General features: G+C 40.3%; 26 protein-coding genes and 2 pseudogenes. 19 read left to right on the forward strand and 9 right to left on the reverse strand.

Annotation, left to right across the window (positions count from 1 at the left end; translation table 11 throughout):
• The first annotated feature begins 31 nt into the window (after positions 1-31).
• A complete protein-coding gene (locus ODU34_RS00645) occupies positions 32-1,693 on the forward strand; it encodes a hypothetical protein (RefSeq protein WP_105095466.1) in 1,662 nt (553 codons plus the stop codon).
• Positions 1,694-1,994: 301 nt separating this feature from the next.
• Here ODU34_RS00645 and ODU34_RS00650 read toward each other — a convergent pair whose 3' ends face one another.
• Positions 1,995-3,158 carry an IS30 family transposase gene (locus ODU34_RS00650; RefSeq protein ID WP_205014798.1) on the reverse strand — a complete coding sequence of 388 codons (1,164 nt, stop codon included), beginning with the start codon at positions 3,156-3,158 and terminating at the stop codon, positions 1,995-1,997.
• A 246-nt stretch (positions 3,159-3,404) separates the two neighbouring features.
• Between ODU34_RS00650 and ODU34_RS00655 the strand changes: the two genes are divergently transcribed.
• Positions 3,405-4,793: an amino acid permease gene (locus ODU34_RS00655; protein WP_105178607.1), complete on the forward strand. Its 1,389-nt coding sequence runs from the start codon at positions 3,405-3,407 to the stop codon at positions 4,791-4,793.
• Positions 4,794-4,962: 169 nt separating this feature from the next.
• Entirely contained in the window at positions 4,963-5,799 is an 837-nt protein-coding gene (locus ODU34_RS00660; RefSeq protein WP_105178606.1) for a DUF975 family protein, read from the forward strand.
• A 17-nt stretch (positions 5,800-5,816) separates the two neighbouring features.
• Here the strand turns inward: ODU34_RS00660 and ODU34_RS00665 are convergent, their stop codons facing one another.
• On the reverse strand, positions 5,817-6,692 hold the full coding sequence (locus tag ODU34_RS00665; RefSeq protein ID WP_105178605.1) for a CPBP family intramembrane glutamic endopeptidase: 876 nt from the start codon (positions 6,690-6,692) through the stop codon (positions 5,817-5,819).
• 123 nt (positions 6,693-6,815) lie between these two features.
• On the opposite strand from ODU34_RS00665, the gene ODU34_RS00670 reads away from it, so the two are divergent.
• The 5 genes and pseudogenes from ODU34_RS00670 to ODU34_RS00690 all read left to right on the forward strand — a co-directional run bounded on the left by ODU34_RS00670 (position 6,816) and on the right by ODU34_RS00690 (position 9,913).
• The gene (locus tag ODU34_RS00670) at positions 6,816-7,466 is read left to right on the forward strand and encodes a DUF3885 domain-containing protein (protein WP_398578274.1); all 651 of its coding nucleotides are present in this window, start codon (positions 6,816-6,818) and stop codon (positions 7,464-7,466) included.
• A 191-nt stretch (positions 7,467-7,657) separates the two neighbouring features.
• Positions 7,658-7,831, forward strand: a pseudogene (locus tag ODU34_RS00675) (helix-turn-helix domain-containing protein); the annotation flags it as partial.
• A gap of 30 nt (positions 7,832-7,861) precedes the next feature.
• Positions 7,862-8,464: a Type 1 glutamine amidotransferase-like domain-containing protein gene (locus ODU34_RS00680; protein ID WP_105178603.1), complete on the forward strand. Its 603-nt coding sequence runs from the start codon at positions 7,862-7,864 to the stop codon at positions 8,462-8,464.
• Positions 8,465-8,674: 210 nt separating this feature from the next.
• A complete protein-coding gene (locus ODU34_RS00685) occupies positions 8,675-8,803 on the forward strand; it encodes a DUF3847 domain-containing protein (RefSeq protein WP_238145852.1) in 129 nt (42 codons plus the stop codon).
• A gap of 102 nt (positions 8,804-8,905) precedes the next feature.
• Positions 8,906-9,913: a hypothetical protein gene (locus ODU34_RS00690; protein WP_238145851.1), complete on the forward strand. Its 1,008-nt coding sequence runs from the start codon at positions 8,906-8,908 to the stop codon at positions 9,911-9,913.
• A 584-nt stretch (positions 9,914-10,497) separates the two neighbouring features.
• Here ODU34_RS00690 and ODU34_RS00695 read toward each other — a convergent pair.
• The 4 genes from ODU34_RS00695 to ODU34_RS00710 form a co-directional block, all read right to left on the reverse strand.
• On the reverse strand, positions 10,498-12,216 hold the full coding sequence (locus tag ODU34_RS00695; RefSeq protein WP_205014800.1) for a phospho-sugar mutase: 1,719 nt from the start codon (positions 12,214-12,216) through the stop codon (positions 10,498-10,500).
• Positions 12,217-12,305: 89 nt separating this feature from the next.
• Entirely contained in the window at positions 12,306-12,875 is a 570-nt protein-coding gene (locus ODU34_RS00700; protein WP_015646942.1) for an ECF transporter S component, read from the reverse strand.
• Positions 12,862-13,410 carry a phosphopantothenoylcysteine decarboxylase gene (gene coaC / locus ODU34_RS00705; RefSeq protein WP_029172770.1) on the reverse strand — a complete coding sequence of 183 codons (549 nt, stop codon included), beginning with the start codon at positions 13,408-13,410 and terminating at the stop codon, positions 12,862-12,864. Before coaC ends, ODU34_RS00700 begins: the two co-directional genes overlap by 14 nt.
• On the reverse strand, positions 13,403-14,098 hold the full coding sequence (locus ODU34_RS00710) for a phosphopantothenate--cysteine ligase (protein WP_024400423.1): 696 nt from the start codon (positions 14,096-14,098) through the stop codon (positions 13,403-13,405). The genes coaC and ODU34_RS00710 overlap by 8 nt, the downstream gene beginning before the upstream one ends.
• A gap of 299 nt (positions 14,099-14,397) precedes the next feature.
• On the opposite strand from ODU34_RS00710, the gene ODU34_RS00715 reads away from it, so the two are divergent.
• Positions 14,398-16,068 carry a formate--tetrahydrofolate ligase gene (locus tag ODU34_RS00715; RefSeq protein WP_398578275.1) on the forward strand — a complete coding sequence of 557 codons (1,671 nt, stop codon included), beginning with the start codon at positions 14,398-14,400 and terminating at the stop codon, positions 16,066-16,068.
• A 43-nt stretch (positions 16,069-16,111) separates the two neighbouring features.
• Here the strand turns inward: ODU34_RS00715 and ODU34_RS00720 are convergent, their stop codons facing one another.
• Positions 16,112-16,921 carry a PrsW family glutamic-type intramembrane protease gene (locus tag ODU34_RS00720; protein ID WP_205014804.1) on the reverse strand — a complete coding sequence of 270 codons (810 nt, stop codon included), beginning with the start codon at positions 16,919-16,921 and terminating at the stop codon, positions 16,112-16,114.
• Positions 16,922-17,135: 214 nt separating this feature from the next.
• Between ODU34_RS00720 and ODU34_RS00725 the strand changes: the two genes are divergently transcribed.
• On the forward strand, positions 17,136-18,452 hold the full coding sequence (locus tag ODU34_RS00725; protein ID WP_205014806.1) for an FAD-containing oxidoreductase: 1,317 nt from the start codon (positions 17,136-17,138) through the stop codon (positions 18,450-18,452).
• A 188-nt stretch (positions 18,453-18,640) separates the two neighbouring features.
• Here the strand turns inward: ODU34_RS00725 and ODU34_RS00730 are convergent, their stop codons facing one another.
• Positions 18,641-19,456 (reverse strand): PrsW family glutamic-type intramembrane protease, encoded by an 816-nt coding sequence (locus ODU34_RS00730; protein WP_398578276.1) that lies wholly within the window; start codon positions 19,454-19,456, stop codon positions 18,641-18,643.
• A 184-nt stretch (positions 19,457-19,640) separates the two neighbouring features.
• Here ODU34_RS00730 and ODU34_RS00735 point away from each other — a divergent pair, with 184 nt between their 5' ends.
• The 4 genes and pseudogenes from ODU34_RS00735 to ODU34_RS00750 all read left to right on the forward strand — a co-directional run bounded on the left by ODU34_RS00735 (position 19,641) and on the right by ODU34_RS00750 (position 21,708).
• Positions 19,641-20,258, forward strand: a complete 618-nt coding sequence (locus ODU34_RS00735; RefSeq protein WP_024400873.1) for a DUF5052 family protein — start codon at positions 19,641-19,643, stop codon at positions 20,256-20,258.
• Entirely contained in the window at positions 20,259-20,768 is a 510-nt protein-coding gene (locus ODU34_RS00740; protein ID WP_172078767.1) for a GNAT family N-acetyltransferase, read from the forward strand.
• Positions 20,758-21,411, forward strand: a complete 654-nt coding sequence (locus ODU34_RS00745) for a DNA alkylation repair protein (RefSeq protein ID WP_205014811.1) — start codon at positions 20,758-20,760, stop codon at positions 21,409-21,411. Before ODU34_RS00740 ends, ODU34_RS00745 begins: the two co-directional genes overlap by 11 nt.
• Positions 21,412-21,419: 8 nt before the next feature.
• A pseudogene (locus ODU34_RS00750) lies at positions 21,420-21,708 on the forward strand (DUF1905 domain-containing protein).
• Positions 21,709-22,123: 415 nt separating this feature from the next.
• On the opposite strand, the gene ODU34_RS00755 reads toward ODU34_RS00750, so the two are convergent.
• Complete coding sequence (locus ODU34_RS00755; protein ID WP_205014813.1) at positions 22,124-22,900, reverse strand: glycyl-radical enzyme activating protein; 777 nt, start codon at positions 22,898-22,900, stop codon at positions 22,124-22,126.
• Positions 22,901-23,031: 131 nt separating this feature from the next.
• Here ODU34_RS00755 and ODU34_RS00760 point away from each other — a divergent pair, with 131 nt between their 5' ends.
• The 5 genes from ODU34_RS00760 (at position 23,032) to ODU34_RS00780 (ending at position 26,924) form a co-directional block, all read left to right on the forward strand.
• Positions 23,032-23,775, forward strand: coding sequence for a DeoR/GlpR family DNA-binding transcription regulator (locus tag ODU34_RS00760; RefSeq protein ID WP_205014815.1), 744 nt, complete (start codon positions 23,032-23,034; stop codon positions 23,773-23,775).
• Positions 23,776-23,787: 12 nt separating this feature from the next.
• Entirely contained in the window at positions 23,788-24,759 is a 972-nt protein-coding gene (locus tag ODU34_RS00765; protein WP_105135745.1) for a sugar-binding transcriptional regulator, read from the forward strand.
• A 189-nt stretch (positions 24,760-24,948) separates the two neighbouring features.
• The gene (locus ODU34_RS00770) at positions 24,949-25,272 is read left to right on the forward strand and encodes a PTS lactose/cellobiose transporter subunit IIA (RefSeq protein ID WP_024376531.1); all 324 of its coding nucleotides are present in this window, start codon (positions 24,949-24,951) and stop codon (positions 25,270-25,272) included.
• 32 nt (positions 25,273-25,304) lie between these two features.
• Positions 25,305-25,610 carry a PTS sugar transporter subunit IIB gene (locus ODU34_RS00775; RefSeq protein ID WP_002935430.1) on the forward strand — a complete coding sequence of 102 codons (306 nt, stop codon included), beginning with the start codon at positions 25,305-25,307 and terminating at the stop codon, positions 25,608-25,610.
• Positions 25,611-25,622: 12 nt separating this feature from the next.
• Complete coding sequence (locus ODU34_RS00780) at positions 25,623-26,924, forward strand: PTS sugar transporter subunit IIC (RefSeq protein WP_024414650.1); 1,302 nt, start codon at positions 25,623-25,625, stop codon at positions 26,922-26,924.
• The last annotated feature ends 13 nt before the right edge of the window (positions 26,925-26,937 follow it).

Here is a 26,937-nt window from a genome sequence, read left to right on the forward strand (position 1 = left end):
GAACTAATAAATCTGTGTCAAGGAGGTTATTATGAAAAGAAAATTATTTGTTTTTGCCTGGTTAGCCCTAGTTTTGGAAATGCTAATCTACTACTGGTACCAGTTGCCTGCTTTAAATATTTTGAGTGTGGACTTCTGGATATTTTTCCTTCAATCTGTCGGACTGGTTTGGCTCATACTTTCCATGTTCAGCTCCAAAGGTGCTTTTCAAAAGGTGACTAAGATTTCCGGTCGCCAGAGACAAGTGGATACCTATCAGATTAAAACCTCGCAACTGCCAGCTTACTTAAAATGGTTGGGACGAATTTGGGTATTGGTTGTCCTGGCTTTGTTGGGGCTGGGGCTTATCAACTCACGTGTATTTCGTGCTAAGGATTACGCTGCTGTCATAAGCGTCAAGGATGCGGATTTTAAAGCAGATTTTCCTGAAACAGACATATCCAAATTGGCCCTTTTAGATCGTGCCTCAGCCGAAAAAATCGGTGATACTTATCTAGGTACCATTGACAAGGTCTCCCAGTTTGGCATTTCGGATGATTATCGCCAGATTACTATCGGTCAGCAACCATTCCGTGTATCGCCTTTGGAATATAAGAATTTTTGGAAATGGCTGAGCAACCATCAAGATGGTATTGGTTACTATGTGAAGGTTAATCAGACAACAGGGAAGGCAGAACTTGCCAAGTTGAGCAAAGCCATGCACTATTCAGATTCCGAATTTTTGCTGAATGATACCTTGCGTCATCTTCGCCTGCAATACCCGACAACTATTTTTGGGAAACCATCCTTCGAAGTGGATGACCAAGGAAATCCGTATTATATTGCAACGATTTACGAGCCAAAATTTGGACTTTCATCAAATGACCCGATTGGCGCTATTGTATTGGATGCAGTAACAGGGGAAAGTAAGAAGTATAGTCTGGAAGATATTCCAGAGTGGGTAGACCGTGTTTATTCAGCAGACAATGTTATCAGCCGTGTAGATGACCACTATACTTATCAAAATGGTTTCTGGAATACCATTTTCAGTCAAACTGGTGTGAAAAATACAACAGACAGCTATAATTATATTTCTATCGGCTCAGATATTTATCTCTACACAGGTATCACTTCAGCAACTGCTGATTCATCCAACCTTGGATTCATTCTTGTCAATATGAGAACTCGTGAAATTACCAACTACAAATTGGCTTCGGCGACGGAAACAGCAGCGCAAAAGTCTGCAGAAGGTGAAGTACAGGAGAAGGGCTATAAAGCCACTGCTCCAAGCCTAGTTAAGTTGGCAGATACAGCTTACTATTTAGTATCCTTGAAAGATGATGCCGGCTTGGTTAAATCATACGCTCTTGTTGATGCCGAAGATTATCAACAGGTTACTGTTAACAACGATATTGCGCTCTTAATTTCTCAAGTCACAGGAACGGATGCTTCTAGCCTTTCAGGATTGACGGTGACTGAAAATGGAGAAGTTGGTGAACAGACTGAGGTTATCAGTGGAAAAGTAGAAGCTTTAGCGAGTCAAATAATTGGCGGTGCGACAATCTACTATATTGAGTCTGAGGGTAAGATTTATAAAGTCAAAGCAACGGAAGATAGTACAGATCGTTTACCGTTTATCAAAGTAGGAGATCACTTTAGCGGTCAGTTAGATAAGAAAAATTATCTTAAAAACTTTAAGGTTAATCCAGAATAATCATAAGAAAGAGTGAGGTAGAACAGCCTGGTAAATTCTCAAAGTAAGTTCTAGTTCCCGTCCTTCCAGAAGTTACTTTGAGAAAACTGCATAACACCAACAGAATTTAGTCTCAGACTAAGTTCTGTTTTTGCCTAAAGCTGCAGATTCAAGGAATTTTTAGGGTTGAAAATGTTGAAAAAAAGAGTACACTAAAGTTACTGGCTCTGAGACGTCTCAAAGTAAGTTCTAGTTATCTGGAATTTGGGATAGGACAAGTTCCTTTCTATTTTTGATTGATTTTTATGCTAAAAACTAGCGATTACTTATCTAATAATCGAGGTGATTGGATGACGTTCTCAGGGTCAATTTTAGAGATTCCCAAAAGTGTTGCCAATTCCTCACTGTAGGTAAATGTAAAGAGTTCATAAGCGGATTTTCCGTTGAAAGCAGCTCGTTTGACACTGTTGACATGCGAACAAACTAGGTTGATATCATCCTGTGTCAAGTTATCAAACGAACTTCCTTTAGGAAGAATGTCTCTGATAAGTGTGTGATTCTTCTCGATTCTCCCCTTCTGGTCAGAACGATTAGGGTCACAGAAGAATAGCTTAGATTCTCCGCGGACATCCATTTCGATATCGTCCACTCTAGCGAATTCACCACCATTGTCGGTCAGAATGACAGGGAATATTTCGCAGAAGTCCATCTCTTTCTGATGCAGGGCATTCTTGATAGCGTAGAGGTGTTTAGCGACCTCATTAGCTGTTTTATTATCAAGTAATCGAGCGAATATAAAGTTACAGAAGGAGAGGTTGAAGGTGAGAAGTACTTTTCCGCCAATCCGTCCAGTAACGGTGTCCATTTCCAGCCAATAGCTGATTCCTTTCTCTGTGAGAAAGCGTTGGAAGTCCTCGTAAGACCGGCCTTCTTTGGCAGTTTTAGGAATGGGTTGTAGGTTTCTGGTTCTCCTTTTTCTGAATTTCACGACACGGGGGAAATCGATGGGCTTTGTGGAAAGATACCCTTTTTCAAGGTATCGGTAGATAGAAGCTCTTGAAGCCGAAAGTTCATTGGAAGCGATGATGTGGTTGAGGTGTTGTCCCTTTTGGATGGCAGAAGAGACAATCTCGTCCATACGATAGAATTCTTCTTTGTTTAGGGCAACACCTGTTCTCGACTCTGAGAGCTTAGCTTCATAATCAAGCTGAGCTCTTTTTGCGTAGTAGAACTGTTTCTGGTATCCACAATTGATTCTCTTTTTCGGACAGGCATTACAAACGTAGGGAGCCTTTTTTAGCAGAGGGCAGGTCTCACAATTGGAGGTACTAGAGTTCTCTTTTATCAGCCTATTTCTCCGAACTTCTTTTGAGATTGTGGACGGGTCTTTTCCTAGCTTAGTAGCGATAGCCGAGAAGGGCTTAAGTTGTTCAATTCCTATTTGAATATCGTTGCGATCAGAGAGAGTTAAGTGTTTGTTTTTCATTGTCGATTACCAACTTGTCCCATAGTAAGTTCTACCTTATTTCTTTGTCTCATTCTAGTTTCCAGTTTTTAAGACAGACTAGAACTTACTTTGGGAATTTACTGGTAGAACAGCCTTGCTCTTTTGCTTGTCATCACTCATGCGAAATATTTCAACTTATGGTATAATGGGGCGTTGAGGTTCTCTGACAGGAATCGGTAGCTTGTTCTGTCAAGTATCCATATTCTTATTCTGAAGGAGTATTTTGTGAGTTTATTTAGAAAAAAACAAGCAGTCGGTCGCAATAGTCAAATGCGTCGGCATTTAGGCTTGGTTGATTTGATATTTTTAGGTATTGGTTCGATGGTTGGAACAGGTATCTTTACGGTAACTGGTTTGGCAGCAGCCCAGTATGCAGGTCCAGCTCTGATTATCTCAATTGTTATTGCAGCAATTTCAGTCGGACTAACAGCTTTGTTTTACGCAGAATTTGCTTCTCGTATACCGACTAACGGTGGTGCCTATGGTTATCTCTACTCGGTTTTTGGTGAATTTCCTGCCTGGATTGCTGGCTGGCTGACGATCATGGAATTCTTGACTGCTGTATCGAGCGTTGCATCTGGTTGGGGAGCTTATTTGAAAGGACTCCTAGCTAATTTTGGTATCGCTATGCCAACAGCTCTGAGCGGAACTTTTAACCCCGCTGCTGGTACCTATGTAGACCTCTTACCAGTTATCGTCTTAATTTTCGTGGTAGGTGTGGTCTTGCTTAATTCTAAGGCAGCTCTTCGTTTCAATTCAGCCTTGGTAGTTTTGAAATTTTCAGCGTTGGCTTTATTTACTTTAGTAGGGTTATTCTTTATCAAACCAGAAAACTGGTCGAACTTCTCTCCTTTTGGTTTTGGTGCCATTTATGGTGGACAGGCGGGAATTATGGCGGGAGCGTCTCTCATGTTCTTTGCCTTCCTGGGATTTGAGTCTATTTCATTAGCGATTGATGAGGTGAAAAAACCTGAGAAGAATGTACCAAAAGGAATCGTATTGTCTCTATCTATTGTAACAATTCTTTATATTGTAGTGACATTAGTCTTGACTGGTATGGTTCACTATACTAAGTTGAATGTAGCAGATGCGGTTGCTTTTGCACTTCGAGAAGTTGGATTGGATTGGGCAGCGAGTTATATTTCTATTGTAGCAATCCTAACATTGATTACAGTATGTATTTCGATGACCTACGCCTTGACGAGAATGGTCTATTCCATCAGTCGTGATGGTTTGCTACCGAAATCATTGAGCCGATTGACACAAACAAGCAAGGTTCCTAAAAATGCGACCATTCTTGTGGGGATTTTTGCAGCCATTTGTGCAGGTATTTTCCCACTAGCAAGTATTGCTTCCTTCCTCAATATCTGTACCTTAGCTTATTTGATCATGCTGGCGCTGGGTATTATTCGTCTGCATCAAGTCGAAGGTTTGCCAAAAGATGGACAATTTAAAACACCTCTTGTTCCCTTGTTGCCTATCCTCTCGATTATCATTTGTCTTTCATTTATGTTCCAATATAGTTTAGATACTTGGTTAGCATTCGGAGTATCCTTGGTCATTGGAATTTTGATTTACTTCTGTTATGGTTATCGTCATTCGGAAGCCAAATAATAGATTTCCCTTCTTTATTTGAAGGGATTTTCCTGTTTTTAAGAGATGTTCTGGAAAATTAATGGATAAAGTTTTATACTAATAGTAGGATGGTAAAGTAGTCCGATGTAGATAGAATATTTGCGACGTGACTTTATAAATAAGGAGAGAAAATTGGAGGGGAATTGTGATGATGACGAGTGATATAGTATCAAGAGCGATGATGACTCGCGAGCGGACAAGAGGCACAACACTACTATTTTTGCCCTCCATTTTGCTATCTATTGTTTATGCTATACCAGTAACAATTTTTCGCCTACTGACATTTCTAGAGCTCCGTCAAAACAGTGCTTTTGTGGAGGGGCGATTGGTGTCTTCAATCAGGTTGACCTATTTAGGTGAGTTCGGCTTCGCTCTGCTGTTACAGCTGTTCATCGGTCTGTCCTGTTTTCATTTATTGGAATTGTTAAGAGGGGATAGACAGGAGTTTTCTTTAAAAGATAGTTTTTCATTTCTAAAGACAGAATGGAAGAAGCCTATCTGGACCACTTTTCTTTATTATTATTTGCTTCTTTTTATGGCTGGACTTCCAGCTAATCTAGGGGCTGCTTTATTTATTAAAGGTTTCACAATGAGTAGTTTGATGGTCTTATCTCCTGGGGCAATGGCAGAGCTGGCAGTTCATCAGCCTAGTCAATTAATGAAGATAGGGGCTCCGATTTTCCTACTAGGAATGATTATTTACCTTTTTGTCTACTATACCTACTCACAGGTTGTATTTGTCTTGTATGACCATTTGGATAATGCTAGTTATACTGGTCCTCTGGCTGTATTTAGGGAAAGTCGTTTCTTGATGAAAGGGAACTATTGGCAACGTATTTGGTTAGATTTATCCTTTTTAGGTTGGTTTATTGGGGAATTATTGACCCTTCATTTGTTATCTTTTTTTGTGACTCCTTACTATCATTTATCTAGGACTATTTTCTACGAAAAATTGAAAAAACAAAGACTGTCAGCTGTAGAGTAGCTAACAGTCTTTTATGATTATAGGGAGCTTGTTTTGCGCTTGAAATAGAGGTCGTAAACCAACCAGGAAATCATTATTCCTTGGACAAGCAAGCTGATGACGGAGCCTTCTACACCAAACTTTCCACCAGATAGCCACTCAGGACCAGTGATACCGATTTGAACAAAGGCTTGACCAGCATCGGTGCCGCTGACCGGGAATGCAAAAACATTCCCTTGGAAACAGTTCCACGCAGCGTGTAAGCCACCAATCACCCAAATGTTGCCTGTTTTGAGCATAATGAGGCAGGCAAGAATGGCAAATAGGGTTAAATCCAAAATTGGAATGAGTGAAATAGCATTGTTTCCGAGATGGAGAAATGTGAAGAAGAGGGAAGAAATAATGATACCAATAGGAATATTGTGTTTAGCTGAAAGTGATGAGAACATCCATCCTCTTGTTAGAATTTCTTCTGTCGTACCTTGGATAGACCAGGCAAGGATAAGGATGATAAATTCTCCGACTAATTTTGTAGAGAACTGGATGCTTGTAAATTCAATCGCGCCTAATCCCCACATGATGAGTGTGCAAGTGGTCAGCATTGCAGCTCCGATTCCCCAACCTAGTAGAAAATCTTTTCCCGCCCCTTTTTTGGTAAAACCAAGTCCTGCCCACGGGCTTTTTTCAATATACCGTGCCCATAAAATGACCATCAGACTGATAAAAGCGAAGGCGAACAGTTCAAAACTTACAGAAAGGGTTTCGCTAACTGGGAGTAAAAAGGTTACTGGAGTAAGAATAACCGCTCCTAGTGAATCTCCCACTATCAACAAAATAGTAGCTACAATAGGAGAGGTGAGGATGTTGAGATTGAAAGCTGATTGAGCTTTCTCATTAATAAATTCGGTTTTCATGGGACCTCCTTTTTATAATATACTTTACTAGTTCACTATTCTACCATATTTTTCCAAAGAAGACTAGACCTAATTTCCTAGTATATGGTAGAATAGTACAAAGCTATATAAGGAGAATAGTGTATGGAATTGAATCAATGGCTGAAGTCCTTCCAACTGAAAGATAATCGACTAGTGGGTCCATTTTTTTACGGGACACCTCTTGCGCTTAGATTTGAAATTGGGCCTGCAGATGAAGCAGAAGAATTACCAAGAGCAATCTATCTTGAAAGAGCCTATGCACGTGCAGTGGAACTTTTTGAGCAGGCTAGTTCAGAATACGACTATGTGCTCCTTTCGCTCCTTCGACAGGAAGATAGGGACATAGACACCTACCTCTGGCATTTTTCATCGAAATTTAACTTCGACAAGGTTCCTGAGCCTGAGTTGATAGAAGTGGAGGACTGGACGGGAGATGTGCTAGTCTTTGAGCGCTATCTTTTCCCAGTTACCGACCAAGACCTGAACGCTTTGTTGAGGGAGATTGTCAAAGCCGACCATGGAGGTTTTAACTATCTATCAAGTTCAGTTCTCTTCCTATCTAGTCAGGACAATATCATCTATCATTGCTACGATGATCGGGGAGTTGATATTGCTGTTTTAGATGATGACAAACGTTTGGAGCTCTTTACAGACTGCCATGACCTCCTATTTGACTATGATATGGAGGAGATGGAGAGAAGGGTGAGGGGGGAGGAAATCACTACTAAAGGTGATATATCATCTCTTAGATAAAAGTCCTTCACAAGTGAATACAGGTTCAAAAAATCCACAGTAAAACCTGTGGAAAATATGGTAGAATAGAACAGTAGAGAAGTTCCGAAAGCGGGGTGGAAATCTATTTTGGGAGGTGGCGACTTTATTTTTGATGGAAAGTAAAATTGATAATAGACTTTCAGCGGGGAAGATCTTTTTAGAAGAAAGAGAAAAAAGGCTTAAAGAAAACAGATGTCATAGCTATGGCAGGACTTACCACCAATATTATGGCTCAGATGGGAAAAGATAAGCCTATTACATTTAAGAACTTAGAGAGAATATGCAAAGCACTTGACTGCACACCTAATGATGTATTTTCTTTTGATGATGAGTATAAGGAATAATTAAAAGTTGAAATTAAGGAGGATATCTATATGAAGTTATTTTTATGTTCACATTTTTCAAGCGTTGGTAATTTAATTAAAGAAGAAATTGAAATGAAAAAAGTGGTTTTTGTACCAACTGCTTCTCTTAATGAAGGGTATACTGGATATGTAGGTTCTGCAAGAAAACTATTTAATAAGATGGGAGCAACTGTTACAGAGGTTGACATTTCAAAGGAAGATTTTTCAACTATAAAGTCAGCTTTTGAAGATGCAAATATTATTTATTTTACTGGCGGAAATTCATTTTTTCTAATTGACCAATTACGCAAAACAGGTGTTGATAAATTGTTAAAGGCAGAACTTGAAAATGGAAAACTTATGATTGGTGAGTCAGCTGGCGCTATTATATGTGCACCTAATATTTCTTACATTGAAAGAATGGATGAAAAACCGGAAGGATATTCGCAAAACGATGATAGTGGGCTTAACTTAGTTGACTTTTATGTCTTGCCACATTATCTTACTGCGCCATTCAAGAAAATTACCGCTACTATTTTGAAAGAATTTCTAGATTTGAAGATATGTCCTATTAACAATCATCAAGCTATTATTTCTGATGGTCAGTCATCAAACATAATTGGAGAGCAATAAAAACAAAATAAAAATACTTTATTTTCAAAACAGTAAGTCAAAATGATTTGCTGTTTTTTTGTTGTAAAATTATAACGAGAGGGACTCTTATGGATAATAAAATAAATCTACAAAAAATACAATCAGAAATAGAAGCTAAACAGGCGGAATTAGAAAAATATGAAAAAAAAGATGGTTCAACTTAAAAATTAGGAAAAGCAAATCAAAAAGATGGCAAGCATTGAGGGAAGAAAAAAGAGAACCCACAGGCTGATAGAACGAGGGGCAATGCTTGAAAGCTTTATTGAAGGGGTAAGTGAGAAAAGCAATGAGGAGATAAAAGAAATTTCAAAAAACTGACTGAGCAAACCGTTCTGTTAGGCAGTAAAGATTAAAAAATAAAGACAATAGAAACTGATAACAAGTCAGTTTACTCTATCTGAAAATCTGGCAGGCTATGAAGTGGCTGTAAAAGATATTCTAGAAACAATTTACGATGCTAATCGCTACCAGATTGAACGTGAAAATGATTCGGAAGTGGTTTTTGCCAGAGAAATCAACCCTGATAACTACAATCGCCAAGAGTTTAAGCGTTTGTGGGAAAGTATTCATCACAAGTCCACCTATTATGTGGAGTTTGATGATGAGGAGTTGATTGAAAAGTCCGTTAAGGTTTTAAATGAAGTCCTCTTTGTCAAAAAGCCAAGCTATATGATTACAGAGGCAGAGGCAAGAGAAATGAAGGCTGAACAAGGTTTGGATTTCAAGATTAATAAGGACGGAAAGCGTCAGGCTGAGTTAGACAAGTCATCTATTCAATTCCGCTATGATTTGCTAGGAGAAATCGCCAGTCGCACGGAGTTGAAACGGAAAACAGTTGCCAATATCTTGAAACAGATCTCACCAAGCAAGTTTGACATGTTTGCCTATAACCCTGAGGCATTTATTCAACAAGCTAGCAGACTCATCAATGAGCAAAAGGCGAGTCAAGTGATTGAGCATATCCGCTACAATATCCTAGAGGAAACTTTTGATAGTTCCATTTTTACGGACAATCCTTTGAGTGGTAAGGTGTCAGATGCCAATATGCTCAAGTCTGAGAAGGGCGTTTATAATTATGTGAAGGTTGATTCTGGAACGGAGAGGAAGTTCAAAGAGGACTTGGAGCGATTCGACGATGTCATGGTCTATGCCAAATTGCCTAGCAAGTTTAAGATTTCTACGCCGCTGGGTGATTACAATCCAGACTGGGCTATTGCCTTCCGAGATGGTTCGGTCAAGCATGTCTACTTCGTAGCTGAAACCAAGGGTTCTATGTCAACCTTGCAATTGAAGGGGGCAGAGTTGGCTAAGATTGAGTGTGCTAAGGCCCACTTTAAAGCCTTGAAGGAAAAAGGATTGATTGCGGATGATAGGATTTATGATGTGGTTGATTCCTATGAAAAATTATTAGAAATCGTGAGAGGATAGGTTGCTGAGTAATCCTTCTCGCCACTGAATGAGAATATTTATGGGTGCGTTTCTGTTTTTTACATTTACGATTTGTTATCGGCTGGGCATTGTCGTCATAGTCAAGGCTTTGTTTGGATTTTCAACAAGTGATGATTGCTGATTTGGATAGGAGTTTTGAGCAATTGTATATTGAGTATCTCAGAGTTCGTGTCAATATCTCAGCGCAGTAGTTGATTGGGTTTAACAGTCCAGTGGAGTGAAACAGTTCGGAGAACTGTTTCAGCCCGAGCCTAGAAAGGGAAAAGCGAGGTTAAAGGTTGGAGATAGGATTTGCAAGGCAAATCTCAGCAATTCGTGTTTTACACTCCAAATCTAACCTCTACGACTGATGCGAACAGAGTTCGTTTCTGGTTTTTCTCGTAGAGAAAAACTGGCTTGAAGCCATGGCAAGATAAAAGCCCGTTGTTACGGGCTTTAGTCAAGTAATTATAGCACTAACTTGAACGAAGTTCAGTGAATGTCTTTAGACGTCGCTGGAGGAAACGGCTTATAGCCAGTGTACAAGCCACCCGTTTTCACGGGTGGTTTGTACTTTCTAATTCTTAACCAACAAATTCGTTGATTTCTTTTTCGATGTTGGCGATTTTTTCTTCTGCTTCAGCAAGGGTTTCACCAACCGTTGCGATGTAGAATTTGATTTTTGGTTCTGTTCCTGACGGACGAACTGCAAACCAAGAATCATCTGCCAAGGTGTATTTCAAGACATCTGATGGAGGAGTAGTGAGTTTTTCAATGTTTCCATCTTTGTCTGTCTTAGTTTGAAGGGCAAAGTCTTCAAATACTGCGATGTCAGTTGCGTTGAATTGTGCAGGTGAGTTATCGCGGAATTTAGCCATGATTGCCTTGATTTGCTCTGCACCGTCTTTACCAGAAAGGGTAACAGAGATTGTTTTCTCAGCAAAGTAGCCGTATTCTTTGAAGATTTCATCGATACCGTCGGCCAAGGTCATGCCACGTGAACGGTAGTAGGCAGCAATTTCAGCAACCATAAGTACAGCCTGGATAGCATCCTTGTCACGTACGAATGGTTTGATGAGGTAGCCGAAGCTTTCTTCAAAACCAAACATGTAAGTATGGTTGTGTTTTTCTTCGAACTCTTGGATTTTCTCAGCGATGAATTTGAAACCAGTCAAGACGTTGAACATGGTAGCGCCGTAGCTTTCAGCAATCTTTGTTACCAACTCAGTGGATACGATTGACTTAGCAAGGGCAGCGTTTGCAGGAAGTGTGCCTGCTTGCTTGTGGGCCTCAAGGATGTATTTAGCAATGATAGCGCCGATTTGGTTACCAGAAAGGTTCCAGTATGAACCGTCAGCTTGACGAACTTCAACACCAACACGGTCAGCGTCTGGGTCAGTTGCAAGAAGGACATCTGCACCGACTTCACGGCCGAGTTCTTCCGCAAGGGCAAAAGCAGCTTGGCTTTCTGGGTTTGGTGAAGCGACAGTAGAGAAGTCAGGATCAGCAGTTGCCTGTGCCTCCACAACTTGAACAGACTCAAAACCAGCTTGTGCAAGGGCACGACGAGCCAACATTTCACCCGTACCATGAAGCGGTGTGTAGACAATCTTCATGTCTTTACCGTATTCAGCAATCAATTCAGGGTTGATGTTGAGGTCTTTGAGTTCTTCAAGATATTTAATGTCAGTTTCTTCGCCAAGAACTGTAATCAAGCCATTTTCCTTGCTGGCTTCAAGGTCAGCCAATTCAACTGCAAATGGATTGTCGATGGCACGGATGAAGTTGGTTAATGCATCTGCATCAGCAGGTGGCATTTGTCCGCCGTCTTCACCGTAAACCTTGTAGCCGTTGAATTCTTTTGGGTTGTGGCTGGCAGTCACCATGATACCTGCGATGGCATTGTAATGACGAACTGCAAATGACAACTCAGGAGTTGGACGAAGGCTTTCAAATACATATGATTTGATACCATGTGCTGCCAAAACTTGAGCAGATTCAAAGGCAAATTCTGGAGAGAAGTGACGTGAGTCGTAAGCGATGGCAACACCACGTTTTTTAGCTTCTTCACCCTTAGATTCAACCAATTTTGCCAAACCTTCTGTAGCTTGACGGACAACGAATACGTTGATACGGTTGGTACCCGCACCAATATAACCACGCATACCCGCTGTACCAAATTCAAGGTTTGTATAGAAGGCATCTTCTTTTGTTTTTTCATCCATTGCGACTAATTCTTCACGCAAGTAATCTGGGAGGTCCGCAAAGTCGAGCCATGTCTGATAGTTTTCTTGATAAGTCATCGCATATCTCCTTAAAATTTTTCTATTAAACGCTTTCATTATACCATGTTTGAAAAGAAAAATCACGCTTTCACATGATTTTCTGATATTTATTTTTGAACTTTCTGTAAAACTGGAACGATAGCTATGGTTAAGAGACCGGAGATGGTTAATTCTGCAATAGAATTGAATGAGACGATACTAGCTAGTAACAATTTTATATCCCCAGCATATACATTAGAAAATAGGAAGAAGATACCAGTCAAGACAAAAATTGTATTTGTCAAGGTACCAGTAAGACCTGCTAGTAGGAGCCCCTTTTTGTTTTTCATCAATTTATAAACAAAATATGGTGTAACTCCGATTAAAATACGTGGAACTAAGGCAATCAGGATAGAATTGAAGTTTCCATGTTCTACGAAAGGAGAAAAAACATAGCTCATCGGTGAAATGATGATACTATTCCGAATGATACTCATTATTCCCATAAAACCACCCAGTTGTGCCCCTAAGCGTGGACCGTAAAGAATGGAAGCGATGATGATGGGAATATGGGTAATAGTCGGTTTTATTGGCAAGATAAAATTAGCAAAAATCATCTGACTGACCACTTCAATGACAATCATGATTGTTAGAAATATTGCAAGAGTCGCAACATCCCTGGATTTATTTGTTTTCATTTAGGACCTCCATTACTTTGTTAAGAATCACATCAACCTCGGCCAGAGCGCCTGTACCAAAGTCGCCGCAAGCAAGCAGGGCTTCACGCGGTTTGATTTCCTCAAAGCCGTATTCTGTCAGGGTTTGAAGGTTTTTCTGAGTGGCTGGATTTAGGTACATATTGGTATTCATGGCAGGGGCAACTAGTTTTTTAGTCCCAAGGGGAAGAGCTAGAGCTGTTGCGGTAACCATATTATCTGCCAAACCATGTGCCAATTTCGCGATAGTATTGGCAGAAGCAGGGGCAACTAAAAATAAGTCTGTTTCTTTGGCAATATCGATATGCTTGATAAGAGTAGGATTTTCTTCGACCATGACATCTGTGTGAACCAGATTTTTTGACAAGGATTGGAGAGTCAAAGGTGTGATGAAGTCCATAGCAGAGCGACTCATGAGGACTGTAACCTGATGACCGAGCTTGGTCAATTGGCTGGTTAGGTCAGCTGCTTTGTAGGCTGAAATAGAGCCAGTAACGGCAAGTGTGATATTAGCCATTTTGTTCTCCTTTTTCTAGGGTATTTAAAATGAGCTGAGCAATTTCATCTTTTGTCTGTGCTTGAATTTCCCTTGTTTTATCAACTAAATAGGCAATGTGTTGATTTTCTCCAATATCCTTCAAGTCATTAGCAAGTATATAATCAGCGCCATTTCGTTCAATGCTTTGGCGAGCTACGGCAAATAATTCCTCCTTGGGAACATTAACCAATAGTTTGAAGCCAAAGAGTGTGATAGCTGGATTCCATTTTTTTACATAGGAAATGACCTTAGGAGTTTTTTTCAAGAAAAGAACTTGGTAGTCATCCTTGGATGAAATCTTACTTTCTGTATTCTGTTTTTTTAGTAGATTAGAGATGTCTTCAGTTGCTCTTAGTTCATCTAAACCAGTCATATAAACAGGTGTATAATCGGATACAGCCATGCTATGAATCAGGGCCTGATGTGTTTTGACTAAAGGTTCTAATGTTTCTTTCAAACTATCAACATTTGTGATTTCGATAATGGTTAAATTCTTCTGAGAATTTGGTTTAACAGCCTGTCTTGTAGTCACAAGAGTAACTTCATGACCACGTTTCAAGGCTTGTTCGGCAATGATTTTTCCAAGATTTCCAGAAGCATGGTTTGTAATAGCGCGGACTTGATCGATAGCTTCGCTTGTTCCGCCTGATGTAATCAATAGTTTCATGTTCATATTTTACTAGAATTTCTATTTTTCGTAAAGTTTGCACTAACTCATTTGCTAATAAATCTGTGACACTGGAAAATGATAACACTAATAAAAAATATAAGGATCAGTCTTAGACGGAAGTGTAGAGCTATGATATGATGAGAATACAGTTTTTAAAAATTTGTATCTGTTTAAGTAAGGGAACCTGTAGTTTTTCTGAAAATTCCGTACGTTAGTGAATAAATAGTAAAAAATATGCGAAAATAAGTTGTGGTATGGTATAATGTCCATAAAAAATAAGGAAATTAGGAGCTCTCATGAAAACAGATATTGAAATTGCACAAAGTGTAACCTTGAAACCAATCACAGAAATCGTTGAAAAAGTTGGTATCAGCTTTGATGATATTGAACTTTACGGAAAATACAAGGCAAAATTGTCTTTCGATAAAATCAATGCCGTCAAGGAAAATGCGCCTGGTAAGTTGATTTTAGTAACAGCTATCAACCCAACGCCAGCTGGTGAAGGTAAGTCGACTATTACTATCGGTTTGGCAGATGCTCTTTCTAAAATTGGCAAGAAAACCATGATTGCTCTCCGTGAGCCTTCTTTGGGACCTGTCATGGGGATTAAAGGTGGAGCTGCAGGTGGTGGCTATGCTCAGGTCTTACCTATGGAAGACATCAACTTGCATTTTACAGGCGACATGCATGCCATTACCACAGCAAACAATGCCCTTTCAGCCTTGATTGATAACCATATCCATCAGGGGAATGTGATTGGGATTGATCAACGTCGTATTATCTGGAAACGTGTTGTGGACCTCAACGATCGTGCCCTTCGTAAGGTAACAGTTGGCTTGGGTGGTCCGCTCAATGGTATTCCGCGTGAAGATGGATTCGATATTACCGTAGCTTCTGAAATCATGGCGATTTTGTGCTTGGCGACGGACATCAATGACTTGAAAGAACGTTTGGCAAATATTGTTATCGGTTATCGTTTCGATCGCAGTCCTGTCTACGTGCGTGATTTGGCGGTGGAAGGTGCTTTGACCCTCATTTTGAAGGACGCTATTAAACCAAACCTTGTCCAAACCATCTATGGCACGCCAGCCTTTGTTCATGGTGGTCCATTTGCTAACATTGCCCACGGCTGCAACTCAGTCCTAGCAACAACAACCGCTCTGCGATTGGCCGACTATACCGTCACAGAAGCAGGCTTCGGGGCTGACCTTGGAGCAGAGAAGTTCCTTGACATCAAGGTGCCGAACTTACCTAAGGCTCCTGATGCTGTGGTGATTGTAGCGACCCTGCGTGCGCTTAAAATGCACGGTGGTGTTGCTAAGACAGAACTTTCTGCTGAAAATGTAGAGGCAGTCAAAGCTGGTTTTGCAAACTTGAAGCGTCACGTTGAAAACATCCAGAAGTACGGTATTCCAGCGGTGGTTGCTATCAACGAATTCGTCTCAGATACAGCTGATGAAATTGCCGCTTTGAAAGAACTTTGCGCTGAAATTGGTGTACCTGTCGAGTTGGCAAGTGTTTGGGCAAATGGCGCTGATGGTGGTGTTGAACTGGCTGAGACAGTTGTTGCTACTATTGAAAATAATGTAGCCAACTACCAACGTCTCTACAAGGCTGAGGATAGTTTGGAAGAGAAAGTGACCAAGATTGTTACACAAATCTACGGTGGTACAGGCGTTGTCTTTGAGAAGAAAGCTCGCAATCAGCTGACTGAATTTGTTAAGAATGGCTGGGATAAGTTGCCAGTCTGCATGGCCAAGACCCAATACAGCTTCTCAGATGATCAGTTTGCCCTCGGTGCACCAACAGGATTTGACATTACAGTCCGTGAATTTGTGCCAAAATTAGGTGCAGGCTTTATCGTTGCCTTGACTGGAGATGTCATGACCATGCCCGGTTTGCCAAAAGCTCCCGCAGCTCTCAACATGGATGTGGCAGCAGATGGGACAGCTATCGGCTTGTTCTAACAAGAATGAATATAAAAAATCCGCTCAAAGGCGGATTTTTTGTCTATTCAGAAAGTTTCTCAACCGTTTGATAGGCAAGTAAGCCAAGGAAAATACTCAAGATAGGAAACACCGTCTGGAAGATACCAGTGTTGAATGGTGAATTAAAGAGAAAATGGATTCCAAAGCTTGCACCAATCCAAAATACTCCCTGTGCTTTTGACATGCCTGTATTTTTCGTGAGAAGGGCTACTAAACCAATAGCAAAGAGAAGCGTGAACACCCAATGGGCCCAACCAGCTTGACCAACGCGTTCAAGAATGGTTTCAAAGCCGTCTAACTTATTCATGAACATATCTCTAAAAACAAAGGTGATGTCTTCCACGATTTGGAAACCTAATCCAACAATCACACCGCTTACCAATGCATTTTTTAGTGTCATTTTTCTACAAATAAGCAGTACAAGTAGAACAGTTAGCCCTTTACCGATTTCTTCTGCCAATGGACCTGAAATAGCTGCGCCCCAGTCCTTTAGGAAATTATCACTAGCTTTAACAATTTCGAGTAGGAAATATCCAATAGCTGTATGTCCAAGTTCAGAAAAAGAGATGCTACTTGTTAAGCCTAAAAGCCAGCTAAGCCCTATAACTTGTTTGGAGATGTTATAGCGTTTAGCTAAGGAATATGTCAGCATTAGTAGGGGGACGATGTAAATAGCGACCAAGGAAATTGTGAGGAGAAAGAGAGGATATTTAGCCTCCATACCATTTGGCTTACCGAATTCTCCAAAGATAATTTTGCAACCGTTGACAAATCCAATCGTTGCTAAGACGACTGGAAGATAGGTTTTACACATTTGAAATTTTTCTTTCATAGTTTGACCTTTCTGTGTTAATAAACTAGTGTATGGATACATTGTATCAAAAATGAGTACGTTTTGTCTATAATATACCTATTTTTTATCTAAACCTTCTCAGTTATTGTAATGTTTTTTCCTGCACTAGGACTCCATAATAGGCCGTAGCAGAATTGAGCCAAAAATTTTCTTTTTTGATAGACTAATGTTGAAAAAATAAAAGGAGTATCTTATGGAACAATATGATTTGTTAGTCATTGGTTTTGGAAAGGCTGGTAAGACCTTGGCAGGTAAGCTGTCAGCAGCTGGGAAGAAAGTTTCCTTAGTAGAGGAAAATCCTGCTATGTTTGGCGGGACTTGTATCAATATCGGCTGTATTCCAACCAAAACCCTCTTGGTCGCAGCAGATAAAAACTGGACCTTTGAGCAGGTCATGGAACAAAAAGAAACCGTCACTACTCGCTTGCGGAACAAAAACGAAGCAGTCTTGAAAGGTAGTGGTGCTAGTTTGTATCAAGGACACGCGCGTTTTGTGGCGGATAAGGTTGTGGAAGTGTCAGCTGGTGAGGAATCCATCCAACTGACTGCGGAAACGATTGTCATCAATACAGGTGCTAAGTCGCGCGTGCTACCAATTCCAGGTTTGTTGGATACAGCTCACGTTTATGATAGTACAGGTATTCAGAACTTGGAAACTTGTCCTGACAAGTTGGCTATTATCGGCGGAGGTAACATCGGTCTGGAATTTGCTGGACTCTACAGCAAACTCGGTAGTCAGGTGACGGTTTATGAAGCCAGCTCTGCTATTTTACCAAGAGAAGAGGAAGTGGTTGCTAAGTTAGCCAAGGAGTATATGGAAGAATCTGGCGTGACCTTTGTCTTGGGTGCTAAAATTGAGCAAGTAGCAGCTGCGGGCGAGCAGGTTGTCGTGACGGTCAATGGTGAAACGACAGTCTTTGATGCCGTCCTCTATGCGACAGGTCGTGTGCCAAACACTGCTGATTTGGGCTTGGAAAATACGGCGATTGAGCTTTTGGAAAATGGTGCTGTCAAGGTGGATGACTATTGCGAAACGACAGTTCCAGGTGTCTATGCAGTGGGCGATGTCAATGGCGGTCCACAATTCACTTACACATCCCTAGACGACTTCCGTATCGTCTTTGGCAAGTTGACTGGAACAGGAACTTATAGCTTGAGCCAACGTATGTCTATTCCAACCAGCGTCTTTATCACGCCTGTGCTTTCTCGTGTCGGTCTGACCGAGAAGGAAGCCAAGGAAGCAGGTTACGACTACATTGCCAATGAACTGCCTGTTGCCAATATGCCGCGTGCCCATGTCAATAATGACCTCAAAGGCATTTTCAAGGTTATCGTGGACAAGGAAAGTAAGCTAGTTCTGGGTGCAACACTATTTGGTCGTAATTCAGAAGAGTTGATTAACTTGATTGCTATGGCAATTGACAATAAGATTCCTTATACCTACTTCAAGACGCAGATTTTCACCCATCCGACTATGGCTGAGAATTTGAATGATGTTTTTAATTTTTAATGGATAGACCAATTTTAGGTGCTGAATGACCGTCCGAAAGGGCGGTTTTTTATAATTATCTGTGATTTCTTGGACAGATTGGAATGGGATAAAGATTGGTAATAGATATTGATGAATCAACAACCATTTCGAATACTTGGTTTGTAACATAATAAAAGCCTGTCAATGCAGGCTTGTTTCAGTATGTGTTACTGGTGGTGCTGAGTCGTTTCAATTTGGTCTACTTTGAAAAATGCAGCAAGTGCCACGCAGAAACTAAAGCAGAGCATGAGAACGGTTATTTCACCAGAGTTAGATGTTAGTCCTTCGTTGAATGGAGTATTTAAGAAAAAGTGTGCTAAGACAGCCATCAGCATCCAGAAAAGTCCTTGTTTTTTAGACATGCCGCTATTTTTTGAGACGAGAGCGACCAAACCGACTGCGAATGCAAGGGAGAAGGTCCAGTGAGTTCCGCCAGCGTGAAGCATACGTTCGATAAGAGTGGCGAAGCCATCTGCTTTAGATTTAAAGATTTGTTGGAAGACATAGAGGCCGTCTTCAATAATCTGGAAACTCAAACCTACAATCATACCGCTGACTACGGCATTTTTTAGAGTAAGTTCTTTGAGCAAGAGGAGTACGAGTAGTACAACTAGGCCCTTACCAAATTCTTCATGGAAGGGGGCGGTGACAGCTGCTCCCCAGTTTTGAATAAATGTTTGAGGTGGTTTGATGATGAATAACCAAAAAGCTCCTAAAAGTGTTTGACCAATACCAGAGAAGTAAAAACTAGCTGTTATACCCAAAATCCAACTGAGATGGATAACTTTTTTAGAAATATCAAAACGTTTCGCTACATAACGAATGATAAGAATCATAGGGAGGACATAAAGTGCAACTAAGGAAATAGTTAGAAAGAAGAGAGGATATTTTCCGTCCATTCCATCCGGTTTCCCAAAAAAGGTAAGAAGAACTTTACAGCCAGAGAAAAAACTCCAAACGGCTAAAAAAATAAGTAGCTTCATTTTGTGTTTAGCACAGAATTGTTTCATAAAAATGACTTCCTTTATATTAATTTAGTAGATGTCACCTATCCCTACCGTGCTATAGTTTATCATAGCCATCTTTTTATTATCTCAGGTCTATCTATTTTTTCTCGGTTTTTGTATTCCATGATATAATAAGTAAAATATGTTGGAGGACTATTATATGAAATTGCAAAAGAAAATCATGTTATCTGTTGTTCTTGGTTTGAGCCTTGTTAGTTTGTCTGCCTGTCAGTCAATTTCTAACTGGTGGAAAAATACCAAGGAAGAATGGATTGGTTTGGAGATGACGGTACGGACATACGATGAAAATTCTCAATTGATAGATGAAATGTCTGGTAAGTCCCTATCGATTTCGCGGAATCAGGAATTTGACTCGGTGGATGCCGAAGGCTATTCCAATGCGGATTCGTCGGTCTTGAAGGTGACACTTGGGAATTACGAAATTGACCACGTAGGCTCATCTTTGATTGCAGCAGAAGAAGGTTTGGAAGACTTGTATGCGAAATATCAGACCACAGTAGATATTGCAAATTACGATCGTGCAATTCCGCTTGTTAACCGTATGGTATCTAGTCTCAAAAATGATTTTACAGGTAAGGCAAAGGTGGTTTTGATTCGTTCGCAAAACGGAACACCGCTTGCTACTTATGTAGGTGATAAAGTGTCTCTTTATGCATCTGATGCACCTAAGACTTCTGAACTCTTGATTGATGGCAAACGGTTAATTATCTACCGTTGTGATTATACAATTTATGATAGAGAATTATTGGAGAACTAGATGATAGACATTCGTTCCGCAAGGATAGAGGATGCTGCAGACCTTGTGTCTCTTTATGCTCCTTATGTAGAAAAGACCGCTATTACCTTTGAAACAGAAGTGCCGACTGTCGAAGCCTTTGCAAGTCGAATTGAAAAGACCTTGGAGAAGTTTCCCTATCTGGTTGCAGTTGAAGAGGGCGCTCTTGTTGGTTATGCCTATGCTTCAACCTACTATGCCCGTGCGGCTTATGATTGGACGGTGGAATTATCTGTATATATTCAGCAAGAAGCACGTGGAAAAGGAATTGGAACTCTTCTCTACAATGCTTTGGAAAGGGAACTGACCGCGCGTGGTTTTAAAAATTTCTTAGCCTGCATTGCCCTACCAAACCCAGCCTCTATAGCACTCCATGAGAAGAGGGGCTATGAACAGGTAGCTCATTTCAAAAAAGTTGGTTATAAATTTGATACATGGCATGATATTGTCTGGCTTCAAAAATCTCTTGTAGGTAAGCAAAATGAAAATTGAAGAATTAGAAAAACGCTTGTTGGCTGTGGCGGATGCCAGTCAAGCTCAACCCATGAAAGCCTATATGAAGAATCACTTTGACTTTCTAGGTGTTCGGACACCTGATCGACGGAAAGTTGCTAGGCAATTCTTCAAAGATTTTAAGGCTCCGGGAATTGATTGGGATTTTGTAGAGGCTTGTTGGGCCAGCCCCTACCGGGAGTTTCAGTATGTCGCCATTGATTACCTGGTCACCAAGAAAAAAGATCTAGTCTTAGCTGACCTACCCCGCTTGAAAAAACTGGCTCAAAGCAAGTCTTGGTGGGATAGTATTGATGGATTAGATAAACTAGTCGGTAAGATTGTTTTGGACAATCCAGAGGCCAAGCAGACCATTTTGGAATGGAGTCTTGATGACGATTTCTGGCTGAGACGGATTGCCATTGACCACCAACTCTTGCAGAAAGAAAAGACGGATACGGAACTGTTGGAACAAATCCTGATCAATAATCTCAATCAGACTGAATTTTTTATCAACAAGGCAATCGGCTGGAGTTTGCGGGATTATTCTAAGACCAATCCTGACTGGGTGCGGGCTTTCCTTGACAAATATCGTTCCCAAATGGCAGGCTTGTCCATCCGTGAGGCTAGTAAGTACATCTAGGAGGAGCCATGTCTAAAGTCTATGAATTTGAAGCCCTTATCCATCCAGTACCAGATAAGGGTGGAGCCTATGTCATCTTTCCCTATGATATACGAGAAGAGTTTGGCAAGGGGAGGGTAAAGGTACATGCCAGATTTGATGGTCATCCCTATGATGGCTCCATTGTCAATATGGGAGTTAAGGATGAAGCAGGCAATATCTGTTACATTATTGGCGTTCAAAAGGCTATTCGAGCGGCTATTGGAAAACAAGGCTGGTGATAGAGTACAAGTAACCATTCAAGAACGAATGGAGTAATCAGGCTTGCAAATCCTTGAGATTATGGTAGAATAGATTCATGCGATGAGCCGAGTAGTGGGTGGTGATTAAGGTTCAGCACGCTCCTAAGAGTTCGTGTCAACATCTCAGCGCAGTGGTTGATTGGCAGATTTGTTCGTGGTTTTCACTCCAAATCTGACCTAATCAACTGTGCGGGGGTGGGAAGACGAACTCTTGGTTGACTGGTTGAGTTCTTTCCCACTCCCTTCGACGCTAGGGAGGTCTTCATTAAATTGAAACGCAGGAGCGGACCTTGAATAGTTGTGTGAACCTTCTATTCTCATCGGAAACGATGCCCTTGCCCACCCTTGAGGTGGGCTTTTTTTGCATATTAGTATGTATTTCTATAGGAATGCTATTGGCTCAGCCGAGGAAGTTTTTGTATTTCTCAAAGTTAGAAATAGCAGTTGATATTATGTTTGATGAAGATTGCTTGATAGTCTTTTAAATCTTCTGGATGGAGAGCCTTGACATCGGTCATAGCATAGGTTCGATTGAGAAGCTTATACTTATTTTCTCCAAATTGATGGAAGGGGAGTAGTTGGACTTTGTCAATCTTGAGTTGATTAAAGAGACAGGCGAATTGTTCAGCATCTTCGAGGGAATTATTAAAGTCAGGGATAACAGGGATACGTAGGACGATTTCTTTTCCGATGGAAAAGGCGTATTGGATATTTTGTATGATAAGGTTATTGTTGACGCCGGTGACTTTTCTATGAGAAATTGTATTGTAATGTTTTAAATCAGTATAGATAAAGTCAACGTATTGGATAAGGTCAACAAATTTGCGGTGTTCTACGAAAGCGGTGGTTTCAATAGCGGTATGAAGGCCACGTTTTTTTGCCTCCATAAGAATAGCTTTCGCAAACTCATATTGGGCAAAAATTTCTCCGCCAGACAGCGTGAGCCCACCACCAGATTCTTCATAAAAATCAATATCTTTCATGACTTCGGATATGATGTCATCAACAGATTTTTCTTCTCCCATGATGGTCATTTTTTTACTAACAGCATCAAGCATGGGTTCAGGTTTTCGTTGTTGAGATTCTGGATTTGCACACCAAGGACAGCGTAGGGGGCAGCCTTTCAAGAAAACTGTCGTACGTATACCTGGACCGTCATGGAGTGAAAAATGTTGAATGTTAAAAATAATGCCTTTTCGTGTATTCATGCTCTTTCTCCTTTTCGATTAATTTGATTTTATCACACAAAAGAAAGTTTTACAATTACGAACGTAAGTTAAAAAGTTGCAAATAGTTGAAAAAGAGTCAAAATTTGATAGAATAATGATGAGGTGATGAAATGGAACGATTAGATAAAATTATACAACTGGTATCACAACATGAAAAAATAGATGTCAATAGTTTGGCGGAGCAACTGGACGTTTCTAAGGTAACCATCCGTAAAGATTTGGATAAGTTAGAATCAAAAGGTTTATTACGTAGAGAACACGGCTATGCTGTTCTAAATAGTGGCGATGACCTCAATATTCGGATGTCCTTTCGCTATGACGTAAAAAAACGAATTGCAAAAGAAGCAGCAAATCTTATTGCCGACAATGAAACGATTATGATAGAGTCTGGGTCAACTTGTGCTCTCTTGGCAGAAGAAATTTGCAAAACCAAGAGAAATGTGACCATCATAACAAATTCTTATTTTATAGCCAATTATGTGCGACAATATGATAGCTGTCAGATTATTTTATTGGGTGGTGAGTTTCAAAAAGATTCCCAAGTAACAATTGGGCCGCTCTTACATAAAATGATTCAGTTTTTCCATGTTGATAAGGCTTTTGTAGGAACTGATGGCTATGATAGTGAGCATGGTTTTACAGGTAAAAACTTAATGCGAAGCGAAGTAGTACAGTACATGTCTGATGTTGCTGAAAACATGATTGTGCTAACAGATTCTAGTAAATTTACAAAACGAGGGACAGTACGCAGATTTGGTTTAAGTCAAGTTGCTCAGGTCATTACAGATACGTCGATTTCTGAAGATCTTGTTAAAGAATTAGAAAATGCTAGAGTCACAGTAAGGCTAGTTTAGGTTGGGGGCAGTATGAAGCAAGAAAAAAGAAGGCAGTTGGCAAAAATAGCCTATCTTTATTACGAAGAGGGGAAAAGCCAAGCTGAGATTGCTGCTGAGACAGGAATTTATAGAACGACAGTCAGTAGAATGTTGACCAAGGCTAAGTCAGAAGGCATTGTAAAAATAGAAATTCAAGATTTTGATAGGCGCCTATACCGACTTGAAAAATATGTTCAAGAAAAATATGGATTAAAAGGTTTAGAACTGGTTGAAAACAGCACCGATGAGGACCAGCTTGATTTAGAAAATCGTCTGGCACAGGCTGCAGCCGATATGCTTACCAATCTAATTGATGATGGAAAGAAAGTTGGTTTTTCATGGGGGAGAAGCCTCAGTCTTATTGTAGATAAGATAGGGAATCATCGTATGAAAGGTGTCAAATTTGTTCCAATAGCTGGCGGTCCAAGTCATATCCACGCACGTTATCATGTGAATACTCTGATTTACGATATGGCCAATAAATTTCGTGGAGAATGTAGTTTTATCAATGCGACGATTATCCAGGAGAATCAAGAACTCGCTCAAGGTATTCTTTCTTCTAAATATTTCGAGGAGCTACGTGCTGACTGGAAGGACTTAGATGTAGCAGCAATCGGTATTGGCGGCCGAGTCGATGAAAAAAATCGTCAGTGGTTAGACATGTTGACGACAGATGATTTTCAAGCCTTGTCAGATGAAGGTGCAGTCGGTGAAACCTGCTGTCGTGGCCTGAATCAATACGGTCAAGCTGTCGTTGAGGATTTGCAAAAGAGGACCATTGCCATCTCTTTAGATGATTTAAAAGAAGTTCCCGATACCATAGCTCTTGCATATGGGGAGGAAAAGGCCCAAGCCATTTTAGCTGTATTGCGAGCTGGCTACATTCATCATCTGGTAACAGATGAACGAACCATCGTAAAAGTTTTAGAACTGGATAATGATGAGTACGTCCATACAAATTAGCAAGAGAATACTTCAATCGCTTAAAGCTGGTTGAAGTATTTTTTATCCTCAAATATGCACAAAAGTGCAAAAATAAATTAAAACAGAAAATGTTCTATAAATATATTTACGCTATAAAGAGAAAATGATATGATTTACTTACGAAAGAAATATAATAACTTACAAACAAAACAAATTGGAGGAAAAGAAATGGAAATGATTATTGCAGATCAATTGATCATGGGATTGATTATTTATGCTGGAGATGCGAAAAGTCACGCCTACCAAGCTTTGTCGCTTGTTAAAGCAGGTGAAGAAGAGCGAGCAGAAGAGGAATTAGAATTAGCAGATGCAGCATTATTAGAAGCTCACAATATGCAGACAAAATTCTTAGCACAGGAAGCTGGGGGAGCAAAATCTGATATTACAGCACTATTTGTCCATTCGCAAGATCATTTGATGACATCTATTACAGAAATCAATTTGATTAAAGAAATCATTGATTTGCGGAAAGAACTAAAAAAAGTTGGCTAAAACAAAAAAATTATATTTAGGAGGAAACCGAAATGGTTAAAATCGCTCTATTTTGTGCCGCTGGTTTTTCTACAGGTATGTTGGTAAACAACATGAAGATTGCAGCAGCAGACGCAGGTGTCGAAGTAGAAATCGACGCGCATTCTCAAGGGAAAATTGCAGATTACCTTGACGAAATCGATGTAGCTTTACTGGGACCACAAGTAGCATATACGCTTGATAAGTCAAAAGCGCTCTGTGATGAAAAGCAAGTCCCCATTGCCGTGATTCCAATGGCAGACTACGGGATGTTGGACGGGAAAAAAGTTCTTCAATTGGCACTCAGCATGGTTTCATAAAGGAGTATGGTCATGTCCAAAATTGATACACAAAAAATTATTGTCCCAATCATGAAATTTGTGAATATGAAAGGGATCATCGCTCTAAAAGATGGTATGTTGGCTATCTTGCCTTTAACAGTAGTTGGTAGTATTTTCTTAATTTTGGGGCAGTTGCCTTTTGAAGGCTTAAATGCTGCAATAGCTTCTATATTTGGAGCGGAATGGACTGAACCGTTTATGCAAGTCTATAGCGGAACCTTTGCAATTATGGGCTTGATTTCTTGTTTTGCGATCGGCTATTCTTATGCCAAAAATAGTGGAGTTGAGCCTCTCCCTGCGGGCGTACTGTCCTTGTCTTCATTCTTTATCCTCTTGAAATCTTCTTATATCCCAGTTGATGGAGAACCAATCGGTGATGCCATCGCAAAAGTATGGTTTGGTGGTCAAGGAATTATCGGTGCGATTATTATTGGTTTGGTAGTGGGCGCTATCTATACGACTTTTATTCAGCGTCATATTGTTATCAAGATGCCTGAACAAGTACCGCAAGCTATTGCCAAGCAGTTTGAAGCTATGATTCCAGCTTTTGTCATCTTTTTGCTATCTATGATTGTCTATATTGTTTCCAAGATGGCGACAAACGGTGGTACATTCATTGAAATGATTTACGATGTGATTCAAGTGCCACTACAAGGTTTGACAGGTTCATTACCAGGTGCGATTGGAATTGCTTTCTTCATTTCCTTCCTCTGGTGGTTTGGTGTACATGGCCAGTCAGTTGTCAATGGTGTCGTTACTGCTTTACTATTGTCAAACCTCGATGCCAATAAGGCCCTTTTAGCAGCAGATAAATTGTCTCTGGAAAATGGTGCCCACATCGTGACCCAACAATTCTTGGATAGTTTCTTGATCATGTCAGGTTCAGGTATTACCTTTGGTATTGTTTTTGCAATGCTATTTGCCGCAAAATCAAAACAATATAAGGCTCTTGGTAAGGTAGCGGCCTTTCCTGCACTCTTTAACGTTAATGAACCAGTCGTCTTTGGTTTCCCAATTGTGATGAATCCTGTTATGTTCTTACCATTTGTTTTGGTACCGATCTTAGCGGCTTTCATTGTCTACGGTGCAATCTCAATAGGCTTTATGCAACCATTTTCAGGTGTGACCCTACCATGGTCTACCCCAGCAATCATTTCTGGTTTTATGGTGGGTGGTTGGCAAGGTGCAGTTGTTCAAATCATTATTTTAGCTGTCTCAACTATTGTTTATTTCCCATTCTTCAAAATCCAAGATAAGATTGCCTATGAAAGTGAAATGAAAGAAACAGTTTAGTCAATGAGGTCAG

It is taken from the genome of Streptococcus sp. 2018WUSS126 (assembly GCF_044427425.1).
GTDB lineage: Bacteria > Bacillota > Bacilli > Lactobacillales > Streptococcaceae > Streptococcus > Streptococcus hashimotonensis.